The organism is Pseudomonas sp. F2, assembly GCF_057174385.1.
The window spans coordinates 3,991,461-4,003,521 of record NZ_CM169904.1; the positions used below are offsets into that span (position 1 = coordinate 3,991,461).

Consider the following 12,061-nt stretch of genomic DNA (forward strand, 5'->3'; position numbering starts at 1 on the left):
GGCGGTGAGCGCCCTGCCCCGCTGCCTGTGAGCAGATCGGTAGCACTTGTGGGAACTGGCCTGCGCGCAGTTTGTGGGGAGTGTCACCGCAGGCACGGGTGACGGACGGTAGGGAGTGCGAATGGCGCACTGCGAGTGGGAAAAGCTCTTATCTGATTGCGACGCGCTAAAAGGTGGCGCCTGCGGTTATGTGTGTTCCGTTAGCGAGCAGTTTTGACTGGTCTGGCCTCATCGCTGGCAAGCCAGCTCCCACAGATTCTGTGGTGATACAGAAATCGTGATCACACTGAAAATACCTGTGGGAGCTGGCTTGCCAGCGATGGGAGCGATACGGTCTCAGCACTCAACCGCGCTAACGGCCAAACCACCGCGCGAAGTCTCTTTATATTTGTCATGCATATCCGCGCCGGTATCGCGCATGGTGCGGATCACCCGGTCCAGCGAGATGAAGTGCTGACCATCGCCGCGCAAGGCCATCTGCGCCGCGTTGATCGCTTTCACCGCCGCAATCGCATTGCGTTCGATGCACGGCACCTGCACCAGTCCACCGACCGGATCGCAGGTCAGGCCGAGGTTATGTTCCAGACCGATTTCCGCCGCGTTGCACAGTTGCTCCGGCGTCGCGCCCAAAATCTCTGCCAGACCCGCTGCCGCCATCGCGCAGGCCGAACCCACTTCACCCTGGCAGCCGACTTCGGCACCGGAGATCGAGGCGTTCTTCTTGCACAGAATCCCCACCGCCGCCGCACCCAGAAAGTAGTCGACGACGTTGGCGTCGGTGACCGCTTCGCTGAACTTCATAAAGTAGTGCAACACCGCCGGAATGATCCCCGCCGCGCCATTAGTCGGCGCCGTGACCATACGACCGCCCGCGGCGTTTTCTTCGTTGACCGCCAAGGCGAACAGGTTGACCCATTCCATCGCGCTCAACGTCGAACCGATCACGTTTGGCTTGTTCAATTCCTGCAGGTTGCGATGCAACTTCGCCGCACGCCGACGCACATTCAAACCACCGGGGAGGATGCCTTCGTGCTTGAGGCCCTGCTCGACGCAATCCTGCATCGCCCGCCACAGCTTCATCAGGCCGGCGCGGATTTCTTCTTCGCTGCGCCAGACCTTTTCGTTGGCCATCATCAATTCGGCGACGCGCAGATTGTTCTTTTGGCACAGCTGCAGCAGTTCCACCGCGCTGGAAAAGTCATAGGGCAATTCAGTGCGATCCAGATCGACCACGCCGCTGGATGCCTGCGCCTGATCCACCACGAATCCGCCGCCGACCGAATAGTAGGTGTCGCGATGAATCTCGCCGTGATCGCCTTCGGCAATCAGGGTCATGGCGTTGGGGTGGAACGGCAGGTTTTCGTCGATCAGGCGCATGTCGCGCGCCCAGACAAACGGCACCGACAAACGGCCGTCCAGAAGAAGCGTGTGGGTTTCACGCAGGGCCTGGATTCGCGGGCCGATCTGCGACGGGTCGATTGCGTCCGGCCACTCGCCCATCAGGCCCATGATCACCGCGTTGTCGCTGCCGTGACCAATGCCGGTGGCCGACAGCGAACCGAACAGTTGCACTTCTATACGCCGCACCTGTTCGAGCAGGTGCCGGTCGCGCAGCGATTCGACAAACAGGGCCGCGGCGCGCATCGGGCCGACGGTGTGAGAACTGGACGGGCCGATGCCGATTTTGAACAGGTCGAAAACGCTGATAGCCATTGCTGCAGAGCTCCTGAGGATGCCGTTCCCGGGCGTTAAGCGCCCGCTGGCGGAGCTGCTACGCTCAAGCTGCGATCCGCCGGAATGCCCGCATCATCAGGCTTTTGTCAGGTCGTCCGGCGTCTGACACCGACGCACTCATGCCCACCAACGCCGTGCCGGTTTGCTCCCCTGTTTTCGCCGTTTTTATGCGGTTCAGATGGCCAAACGGGGTAGAAAAAAGCTGTAAACGACGTCACTGACACTGGATGCGACCATCCCTGTACTGGATACGACCCACCCTGTAGGCGTCAGATTTTCACTGGTACATGATCGTTATGACTCGATTGCAAGGCGCCGTGGTAGAGCTGTCTCCAGAACGCCATCCAACCGCAACCTATAAGTGCGGTGGTCCACAGTCGGAACACTGCCAAAAAAAACACCAAGGAGTCCATCCATGAAAGGTTCCCCGTCGTTGTTGTTGGCCGCCATGCTGAGTCTGCCGTTACTGGCTCACGCTGCAGAACCCGCTCAGTGCAGTACCGTGAACTTCTCCGATGTCGGCTGGACCGACATCACCGCCACCACCGCCACCACTTCGGTGGTACTCGACGCCCTCGGCTACAAGACCAAGACCACCATGATCTCCGTGCCCGTGACCTACAAGTCGCTGGCCGACGGCAAGAACATGGACGTGTTCCTCGGTAACTGGATGCCGACCATGGAAAACGACATCAAGGCCTACCGTGATGCCGGCACCGTCGAAGTGGTGCGCACCAACCTCAAGGGTGCCAAGTACACCCTCGCCGTACCGCAAGCCCTGTACGACAAGGGCCTGCATGACTTCGCCGATATCGCCAAATTCAAGAAAGAGCTCGACGGCAAGATCTACGGCATCGAGCCCGGCAATGACGGTAATCGCTTGATCCAGAGCATGATCGACAAGAACGCTTTCGGCCTGAAGGACGCCGGTTTCAAAGTCGTCGAATCCTCCGAAGCGGGCATGCTCTCGCAGGTTGACCGCGCACAGAAACGCGACACCGCCGTGGTCTTCCTCGGCTGGGCGCCGCACCCGATGAACAAGCGCTTCAAGATTCAATACCTGACCGGCGGCGATGACTTCTTCGGCCCCGATTTCGGTGCTGCGACCGTGGCGACCAACACCCGCAAGGGTTACACCACTGAATGCAGCAACGTCGGTCAGTTGCTGAAGAACCTGGAGTTCACCGTCGACATGGAAAGTACCCTGATGGGCAACATCCTCGACGACAAGATGAAGCCTGAAGCGGCCGCCAAGGCCTGGCTGAAAAAGAACCCACAGGTGCTCGATACCTGGCTCGCTGGCGTGACCACCATTGACGGTAAACCTGGCCTGGAAGCCGTGAAAGCCAAGCTCGCACAGTAATTGCCTTACGCCGGGCGAGTTCGCTCGCCCGGGCTGTTTATTCCTTGCATGCGGACGTTCACTACCATGCTGATTGATCAGAAAATCCCTTTAGGCCAGTACATCGCGGGCTTCGTTGAATGGTTGACGCAACACGGCGCCAGCACCTTCGACGCAATCGCCGTGACTCTGGAAACGATGATCCACGGCGTGACGTTTGCGCTGACCTGGTTCAACCCGCTGGTGCTGATCGGCCTCATCGCCCTGCTGGCCCACTTCATCCAGCGCAAATGGGGGCTGACGGTGTTCGTCATCGCCTCGTTCCTGCTGATCCTCAATCTGGGGTACTGGCAGGAAACCATGGAAACCCTCGCCCAGGTCATGTTCGCGACCCTGGTCTGTGTGGTCATCGGCGTGCCGCTGGGCATCGTCGCCGCGCACAAGCCGATGTTCTACACTTTAATGCGTCCGGTACTCGATCTGATGCAGACCGTACCGACCTTCGTTTACCTCATTCCTACCCTGACCCTCTTCGGGCTGGGTGTGGTGCCGGGCCTGATCTCCACGGTGGTGTTCGCCATCGCTGCGCCGATCCGCCTGACCTACCTGGGCATCCGCGATGTCCCGCAAGAACTGATGGACGCCGGCAAGGCCTTCGGCTGCTCGCGTCGCCAATTGCTTTCACGGATCGAACTGCCTCACGCCATGCCGAGCATCGCGGCCGGCATCACCCAGTGCATCATGCTGTCGCTGTCGATGGTGGTGATCGCGGCACTGGTGGGCGCCGATGGACTCGGCAAACCGGTGGTCAACGCACTGAACACTGCTGATATCGCCCTGGGCTTCGAAGCGGGCCTGGCGATCGTACTGCTGGCGATCATGCTCGACCGTATCTGCAAACAACCCGACGCCAAAGCAGGGGGTGACGCATGAGCATAATTCGCTTTGATAACGTTGACGTGATCTTCACCAAGGATCCGCGCGAAGCTCTGAAACTTCTCGATCAAGGCTTGACCCGCAGCGAGATCCTGAAAAAGACCGGGCAGATCGTCGGCGTGGAAAAGGCCAGCCTGGACATCAACAAAGGCGAGATCTGCGTGCTGATGGGCCTGTCCGGCTCCGGCAAGTCGAGCCTGCTGCGCTGCATCAACGGCCTCAACACCGTCAGTCGCGGCAAGCTGTTCGTCGAGCACGAAGGCAAGCAGATCGACATTGCTTCCTGCACCCCGGCCGAGCTGAAAATGATGCGCACCAAACGCATCGCCATGGTGTTCCAGAAGTTCGCCCTGATGCCGTGGCTGACAGTGCGCGAGAACATCAGTTTCGGTCTGGAAATGCAGGGCCGACCGGAAAAGGAACGGCGCAAGCTGGTGGACGACAAGCTAGAACTGGTGGGCCTGACCCAATGGCGCAACAAGAAGCCCGATGAACTCTCCGGCGGCATGCAACAGCGGGTCGGTCTGGCCCGGGCGCTGGCGATGGACGCCGACATTCTGTTGATGGACGAACCGTTCTCGGCACTCGACCCGCTGATCCGCCAGGGTCTGCAGGACGAACTGCTGGAGCTGCAACGCAAGCTGAGCAAGACCATCGTTTTTGTGAGTCACGATCTCGACGAAGCACTGAAACTGGGTAGCCGCATCGCGATCATGAAGGACGGCCGGATCATCCAGTACAGCGTGCCGGAAGAGATCGTGCTGAACCCGGCAGACGACTATGTGCGCACCTTCGTGGCCCACACCAATCCGCTCAACGTGCTCTGCGGTCGCAGCCTGATGCGCACACTGGACAACTGCAAACGCATCAACGGTTCGGTGTGCCTCGACCCGGGCGGCGACTCGTGGCTGGACCTGGCCGAAGGCAACACCATCAAAGGCGCGCGGCAGAACGGTTCGGTACTGAACCTGCAGAACTGGGCTCCGGGCCAGGCCGTGGAAGGTCTGGAGCGCAAACCGACGCTGGTGGACTCGAACATCGGCATGCGTGACGCGCTGCAGATTCGCTATCAGACCGGCAACAAACTGGTGCTGCACGACAACAACCATGTGGTGGGGATTCTGGGCGACAGTGAGCTGTATCACGCGTTGCTGGGCAAGAACCTGGGGTAAGAACCCCGCACACAAAAACGCCGCGAGAGGATCGCGGCGTTTTTGTTGGTACAGAAATTGACTTGATACATGGACAACTGTGGCGAGGGAGCTTGCTCCCGATTGAGTGCGCAGCACTCACAAATTCTTGGGGTCGCTTCGCAACCCAGCGGGAGCAAGCTCCCTCGCCACAAACAGCTTCGCCATTAACTTAAGGTTTAGCTATACACCCGGCCAAGGAGCTGCCGATGGCTTTCAAACTGATCGAGCACATCGCGTGTGATCTGATCCTGCGTGAAGCCCATCAGGTCGTAGTCCTGGCTGCCGTTGTGCAGGTACACCTCGGCACGGTAATAACGCTGGCGCGCCTCATCGGACTGGGCCGATTCGGTCGGGGTCGCCAGATAACCGTCCAGGCTCACTTCGTAGACGAAAGGGTTGCCCTCTTCCATCTCGACGCGCACGCCCATGCAGCGTTTGGACTTGCCCAGCAGCGTCTGCACTTGCAGACCCTGTGCACGCATTTGCGCGGCAGCGTCTTCCAGCGCAGGGCTGACCTGCTTGTCCATGAAGCGCTGCACCACCGATTGGCTCGGCTGCAGATCCAGCTGGGTCAGGCGCTCGCTGAAACCACGACGACCGCGTTCAGCCAATTGCGCCTGCTCCTGTTCGATCTGCACGTCCTGACGCATCGCCTTGTGCAGGCCGAACATGAAGAACACCAGCACCACCGAGAACGGCAGCCCGGCCAGCACCACCATGGTTTGCATGGCTTCGAAGTTACCGGCGAACAGCAGACCGATAGTCACCAGCGTGATCACCACCGACCAGAAGATCCGCAGCCAGTGCGGCGCATCTTCATCGACGTTGCCGCCCTTGCACGACAGATTCGCCATCATCACCGCGCCGGAGTCGGCCGGGGTCAGGAACAGCACGAAGCCAACAAAGATCGACACACCGATGACGACTTTCGACGCCGGGTAGTGTTCCAGCAACTGATAGATCGCCATCGACGGCTGTTCCAGCGCCGTCTTGCCGAGTTCCACCGCGCCCTGGTTCATCACCAGATCCAGTGCCGAGTTGCCGAAGATCGACAGCCACGCCAGGGTGAAACCCAACGGAATCAACAGCACGCCGGCCACCAGCTCACGCACGGTACGACCACGGGAAATACGCGCGATGAACATGCCGACGAATGGCGCCCAGGAAATCCACCAGGCCCAGTAGAACAGGGTCCACAGGCCCAGCCAGCGGTCGGACTTGGCGCTGTCGCCTTCATAGACGTACAGGTCGAAAGTCTTCAGCACCACGCCGTTGAGGTAATCGCCGATGTTCTGCACGAAGCCGTTGAGCAGGTGCAGGGTCGGGCCGAACAACAGGACGAAAATCAGCAGACCGCTGAACAGCACGATGTTCAGGTTGGACAGACGACGGATGCCGTTTTCCACACCGGACACGGCAGCGATGGTCGCCACGGTGCTCATCACGATGATCACGATCAGCAGGTTGGTGTTGCTGTGCTCCATGCCGAACAGGTTTTCCAGGCCGGAGGACACTTGCAGCGAGCCGATCCCCAGGTTGGTCACCAGACCCAGCAAGGTCACGAACATGCCGAAACCGTCCACCGCATGACCGGCGGCGCCCTTGACCCAACGCTCGCCCACCAGCGGATACAGCGCCGAACGCAGGGCCAGCGGCTGGTTATGACGGTAAGCGAAGTACGCCACGGCCAGACCGACCAGTGCGTAGATCGCCCAGCCGTGCAGGCCCCAGTGCAGGAACGTCAGTTGCACCGCCTGACGCGCAGCCAGGTTGCTGGCCGCTGCGCCTTCCGGCGGATTGAAGTAATGGTCCAGCGGCTCGGACGCGCCGAAGTACAGCAGCGAAATACCGATACCCGACGAGAACAGCATCCCCGCCCAAGCGCCGTAACTGAAATCCGGGGTATCGTCCTTGCTGCCCAGTTTGAGTTTGCCGTAGGAGGAAAACGCCAGGCCCACCACAAACACCAGATAGGCGGCGATCACCACCATGTAGTACCAGCCGAAGCTGCGCGACAACCAGGCCTGAGCCATACCCAACATTCTGCCGGCCTCTTGCGGGGCGATGATCAGAATGGCGGTCAACAACAGAATCAACGCGGTCGAGGTGTAAAACACCCAACCGTTGACCGTCACCTTCTCGGGCGGGGTCTTTATTAGCGAGGCAGAACTCATGGCACAAATGCTCCAGGCAGTGCGAGAGAAGAACACAAGGCAACACGGAACCCGACCAATCGGTTAGTTGGCAGCCGACCGGCGGGTGATATAAAGACACCCCGAAAAAAGCCCGAACCTGCCGAAATGGCGTTGCGAATCGCTTTCGTGGCCAAAGCTGTGCGGACGTTCATCCGAAACCTGGCCCCGAGCGTCTTGCCCATTCAACACGTCCATCGAATAGCGAACCGCGCCATGCCCCACGCAGGTTTCAAGAATTTCCGGAGGTCGTTTTATCGCCATTTACAAGCAGAAAAAATCTGTAGGCAGCGACGATTTGTCGCAGATCTTATTCTTTGTTGATTGAACGTTCAATCAAAACAAAATAGACTGGCCCTCAATCCGATCGGCGTTTATCGCCCGTCGGAAGGCCTAAGGAGATGTGCAAGATGCCCAAGGTCGGTATGCAACCCATCCGCCGCCAACAACTGATCGAAGCCACGTTGCAGGCAGTCGATCAGGTCGGTATGGGGGACGCCAGCATTGCGCTGATCGCCCGTTTGGCCGGTGTCTCGAATGGCATCATCAGTCACTATTTTCAGGACAAGAACGGCCTGATTGCCGCCACGATGCGGTATCTGATGAATGTCCTCAGCGAGAACGTCACCGCGCGCCGGCAGGCGCTGGCAGACAGCAGCCCACGGGCGCATCTGCAGGTGATCATCGAAGGAAACTTCGACGCCAGCCAGGTCAATGGCCCGGCAATGAAAACCTGGCTGGCGTTCTGGGCCACCAGCATGCACCAGCCGTCTTTGCACAGGTTGCAGCGGATCAACGATCACCGTCTGTATTCCAACCTGTGCTGCGAGTTCCGCCGTGTGTTGCCGCTCGAAGATGCGCGCAGCGCAGCGCGTGGACTGGCAGCGTTGATCGACGGTTTGTGGTTGCGCGGCGCGCTGTCGGGAGACGCTTTCGACACCGCGCAGGCGCAACAGATCGCTTACGAATACATGGATTTCCAATTGGCCAAGCAGGTGAGCCAGAGCACACAGAAAACGCTCGGTACCTGAACCGCCACCGCAGTTTCAGCGCGGTGGTCGACGCCAACCACTAATGCACTTGCGAGGACACTATGGCCCGTTTCGAACTGCAAAAACTCTACATCGATGGCGCGTACTCCGACGCTGGCAGCGATGCCACTTTCGAAGCCATCAACCCGGCGAACGGTGAAGTCCTCGCCAACGTGCAACGCGCGACCAAGGAAGACGTCGAGCGTGCTGTGGTCAGCGCTGAAAAGGGCCAGAAAATCTGGGCCGCGATGACCGCCATGGAGCGTTCGCGCATCCTGCGTCGCGCCGTCGATATCCTGCGCGAGCGCAACGATGAACTGGCCGCTCTGGAAACCCTGGACACCGGCAAAGCCTTCTCCGAAACCAAGTACGTCGACATCGTCACTGGTGCTGACGTGCTGGAATACTACGCAGGCCTGGTGCCGGCGATCGAAGGCGAGCAGATCCCGCTGCGCGACACGTCCTTTGTCTACACCCGTCGCGAACCGCTGGGCGTGGTCGCCGGTATCGGCGCGTGGAACTACCCGATCCAGATCGCGCTGTGGAAATCCGCACCCGCCCTGGCCGCTGGTAACGCGATGATCTTCAAGCCAAGCGAAGTCACCTCGCTGACGACCTTGAAACTGGCCGAGATCTACACCGAAGCCGGCCTGCCAAACGGCGTGTTCAACGTCCTGACCGGCAGCGGCCGTGAAGTCGGCACCTGGCTGACCGAGCACCCGCGCATCGAGAAAGTTTCCTTCACCGGCGGCACCGACACCGGCAAGAAAGTCATGGCCAGCGCTTCGGCTTCGTCGCTCAAAGACGTGACCATGGAACTGGGCGGCAAGTCGCCGCTGATCATCTGCGACGACGCCGACCTGGATCGCGCCGCCGACACCGCGATGATGGCCAACTTCTACAGCTCCGGTCAGGTCTGCACCAACGGTACTCGCGTGTTCGTACCGAGCCACCTGAAAGCCGCTTTCGAAGCCAAGATCGTCGAGCGCGTAGCGCGCATCCGCATCGGCAACCCGGAAGACGAAAACACCAACTTCGGCCCGCTGGTCAGCTTCGCCCACATGGAAAGCGTGCTGGGTTACATCGCCAAGGGTAAAGAAGAAGGTGCCCGCGTGCTGTGCGGCGGCGAGCGTCTGACCGACGGCGAATTTGCCAAAGGCGCCTTCGTTGCACCGACCGTGTTCACCGATTGCACCGACGAGATGACCATCGTCCGTGAAGAAATCTTTGGCCCGGTGATGGCGATCCTCTCCTACGAGACCGAAGAAGAAGTGATCCGCCGCGCCAACGACACCGACTTCGGCCTGGCCGCCGGTATCGTCACCAAAGACCTGAACCGCGCGCACCGCGTGATTCATCAACTGGAAGCCGGTATCTGCTGGATCAACGCCTGGGGCGAGTCCGACGCCAAAATGCCGGTGGGCGGTTACAAGCAGTCGGGCGTAGGCCGTGAAAACGGCATCAGCTCGCTGACCAACTACACACGCATCAAATCGGTACAGGTCGAGCTGGGCGATTACGTCTCGGTGTTCTAAGCCCCGAGTCTTGTATTGCCTGCGAGGGCCTCTTCGCGGGCAAGCCCGCTCCCACAGGTTTGGAGTCGTCCCTCAAATCTGTGGCAGCTCCCAATCCTTGTGGGAGCTGGCTTGCCAGCGATTCGAGTGCGCAGCACTCGCTGAGGTCCTGCCTGACCACATCTAAAGAGGGTGCATTCAATGTCCCAAGAATTCGATTACATCATCATCGGTGCCGGCTCGGCCGGTAACACCCTGGCGACCCGTCTGACTGAAGACGAAGGCGTCACCGTGCTGCTGCTCGAAGCAGGCGGCCCGGACTATCGTTTCGACTTCCGCACGCAAATGCCGGCCGCGCTGGCATTCCCGCTGCAGGGTCGTCGCTATAACTGGGCGTACGAAACCGATCCGGAGCCACACATGGACGGTCGCCGGATGGAATGCGGTCGCGGCAAGGGCCTCGGCGGTTCCTCGCTGATCAACGGCATGTGCTACATCCGTGGCAACGCGATGGACTACGACGGCTGGGCGAAACTGCCAGGCCTGGAAGACTGGACCTACCTCGACTGCCTGCCGTACTTCCGTAAAGCGGAAACCCGTGACATCGGCCCGAACGATTACCACGGTGGCGACGGCCCGGTCAGCGTGACCACGCCGAAAGCCGGCAACAACCCGCTGTTCCACGCCATGGTTGAAGCCGGCGTGCAAGCCGGTTACCCGCGCACCGAAGACTTGAACGGCTACCAGCAGGAAGGCTTCGGCCCGATGGACCGCACCGTGACGCCGAACGGCCGTCGTGCTTCCACTGCCCGAGGCTACCTCGACGTCGCCAAAAAACGCTCGACCCTGACCATCGTTACCCACGCCCTGACCGACAAGATTTTGTTCGAAGGCAAGCGTGCGGTCGGTGTGCGTTACCTGGTCGGTTCGGCGGAAGAGCGCGTTGAAGTCAAGGCACGCAAAGAAGTTCTGCTGTGCTCCGGCGCCATCGCTTCGCCGCAGATTCTGCAGCGCTCCGGTGTCGGCCCGGCAAAACTGCTGGAAAGCCTCGACATCCCGGTCGTCCATGACCTGCCGGGCGTCGGTGAAAACCTGCAGGATCACCTTGAGCTGTACCTGCAATACGCTTGCACTCAACCGGTCTCGCTGTACCCGTCGCTGCTCTGGTACAACCAGCCAGCCATCGGTGCCGAGTGGCTGTTCAACGGCACCGGCATCGGCGCCAGCAACCAGTTCGAAGCCGGCGGTTTCATCCGTACGCGCGAAGAGTTCGAATGGCCGAACATCCAGTACCACTTCCTGCCGGTGGCGATTAACTACAACGGCAGCAACGGTGTGAAAGAGCACGGCTTCCAGGCGCACATGGGCTCCATGCGTTCGCCAAGCCGTGGCCGCATCCAGGTCAAATCCAAGGACCCGCGTCAGCACCCGAGCATCCTGTTCAACTACATGGCCACCGAGCAGGACTGGCAGGAATTCCGTGACGGCATCCGCCTGACCCGCGAAATCATGCAACAGCCGGCGCTGGACGCCTTCCGTGGCCGCGAAATCAGCCCGGGCATCGACGTGCAAACCGATGAGCAGCTGGACAAGTTCATCCGCGAGCACGCCGAAACCGCGTTCCACCCGTCCTGCTCGTGCAAGATGGGCACCGACGAGATGGCCGTAGTGGATGGCGAAGGCCGCGTGCACGGCATGCAGAGCCTGCGTGTGGTCGATGCTTCGATCATGCCGATCATCACCACCGGCAACCTGAACGCGCCGACGATCATGATGGCCGAGAAAATCGCCGACAAGATCCGTGGCCGCAAACCGCTGCCGCGCAGCACTGCTGCCTACTATGTTGCTGGCGGTGCGCCGGTGAAGGGCAAGCCGATGCGTGATATCACGCCTGTTGCCCAGTAAGACTTGATACCGCGTCACGGCTAATCGCTGGCAAGCCAGCTCCCACAGGGTTTTGCGTCGTTCACAGATATTGTGGTCACCGAGAAACCTGTGGGAGTCTGGCTTGCCAGCGATGAGGCCCTGCAAATCAGCATCCATCTCCCTGCTGCACCGTAAATCCTCCTACACCCCCTCTTCACTTGATCCTACCCCCACGCAGGCCTACTCTAGACCT

Annotated in this window: 8 protein-coding genes; 6 read left to right on the forward strand and 2 right to left on the reverse strand. The window is 60.2% G+C overall.

Annotation, left to right across the window (positions count from 1 at the left end):
• Positions 1–336: 336 nt before the first annotated feature.
• Complete coding sequence (locus AC193Q_RS17990) at positions 337–1,713, reverse strand: L-serine ammonia-lyase (protein ID WP_041063379.1); 1,377 nt, start codon at positions 1,711–1,713, stop codon at positions 337–339.
• Positions 1,714–2,149: 436 nt separating this feature from the next.
• On the opposite strand from AC193Q_RS17990, the gene AC193Q_RS17995 reads away from it, so the two are divergent.
• The 3 genes from AC193Q_RS17995 to choV all read left to right on the forward strand — a co-directional run bounded on the left by AC193Q_RS17995 (position 2,150) and on the right by choV (position 5,184).
• Positions 2,150–3,097 (forward strand): choline ABC transporter substrate-binding protein, encoded by a 948-nt coding sequence (locus AC193Q_RS17995; RefSeq protein WP_041063381.1) that lies wholly within the window; start codon positions 2,150–2,152, stop codon positions 3,095–3,097.
• A 66-nt stretch (positions 3,098–3,163) separates the two neighbouring features.
• Positions 3,164–4,009 carry a choline ABC transporter permease subunit gene (choW, locus tag AC193Q_RS18000; RefSeq protein WP_041063383.1) on the forward strand — a complete coding sequence of 282 codons (846 nt, stop codon included), beginning with the start codon at positions 3,164–3,166 and terminating at the stop codon, positions 4,007–4,009.
• Positions 4,006–5,184: a choline ABC transporter ATP-binding protein gene (choV, locus tag AC193Q_RS18005; RefSeq protein WP_041063385.1), complete on the forward strand. Its 1,179-nt coding sequence runs from the start codon at positions 4,006–4,008 to the stop codon at positions 5,182–5,184. Before choW ends, choV begins: the two co-directional genes overlap by 4 nt.
• 197 nt (positions 5,185–5,381) lie before the next feature.
• On the opposite strand, the gene AC193Q_RS18010 is transcribed toward choV, so the two are convergent.
• Positions 5,382–7,322, reverse strand: coding sequence for a BCCT family transporter (locus AC193Q_RS18010; RefSeq protein ID WP_239779129.1), 1,941 nt, complete (start codon positions 7,320–7,322; stop codon positions 5,382–5,384).
• 485 nt (positions 7,323–7,807) lie between these two features.
• Here AC193Q_RS18010 and betI point away from each other — a divergent pair, with 485 nt between their 5' ends.
• The 3 genes from betI to betA all read left to right on the forward strand — a co-directional run bounded on the left by betI (position 7,808) and on the right by betA (position 11,847).
• The gene (gene betI / locus AC193Q_RS18015) at positions 7,808–8,428 is read left to right on the forward strand and encodes a transcriptional regulator BetI (RefSeq protein ID WP_041063389.1); all 621 of its coding nucleotides are present in this window, start codon (positions 7,808–7,810) and stop codon (positions 8,426–8,428) included.
• Between the two features lie 62 nt (positions 8,429–8,490).
• Entirely contained in the window at positions 8,491–9,963 is a 1,473-nt protein-coding gene (gene betB, locus AC193Q_RS18020; protein ID WP_123469433.1) for a betaine-aldehyde dehydrogenase, read from the forward strand.
• A gap of 180 nt (positions 9,964–10,143) precedes the next feature.
• A complete protein-coding gene (gene betA, locus AC193Q_RS18025; RefSeq protein WP_483878652.1) occupies positions 10,144–11,847 on the forward strand; it encodes a choline dehydrogenase in 1,704 nt (567 codons plus the stop codon).
• The last annotated feature ends 214 nt before the right edge of the window (positions 11,848–12,061 follow it).

Coding starts and splice junctions, on each gene's coding strand:
- betA (WP_483878652.1), top strand. CDS start 10,144: ATGTCCCAAGAATTCGATTACATCATCATCGGTGCCGGCTCGGCCGGT.
- choW (WP_041063383.1), top strand. CDS start 3,164: ATGCTGATTGATCAGAAAATCCCTTTAGGCCAGTACATCGCGGGCTTC.
- betI (WP_041063389.1), top strand. CDS start 7,808: ATGCCCAAGGTCGGTATGCAACCCATCCGCCGCCAACAACTGATCGAA.
- AC193Q_RS17990 (WP_041063379.1), bottom strand. CDS start 1,713: ATGGCTATCAGCGTTTTCGACCTGTTCAAAATCGGCATCGGCCCGTCC.
- AC193Q_RS17995 (WP_041063381.1), top strand. CDS start 2,150: ATGAAAGGTTCCCCGTCGTTGTTGTTGGCCGCCATGCTGAGTCTGCCG.
- choV (WP_041063385.1), top strand. CDS start 4,006: ATGAGCATAATTCGCTTTGATAACGTTGACGTGATCTTCACCAAGGAT.
- betB (WP_123469433.1), top strand. CDS start 8,491: ATGGCCCGTTTCGAACTGCAAAAACTCTACATCGATGGCGCGTACTCC.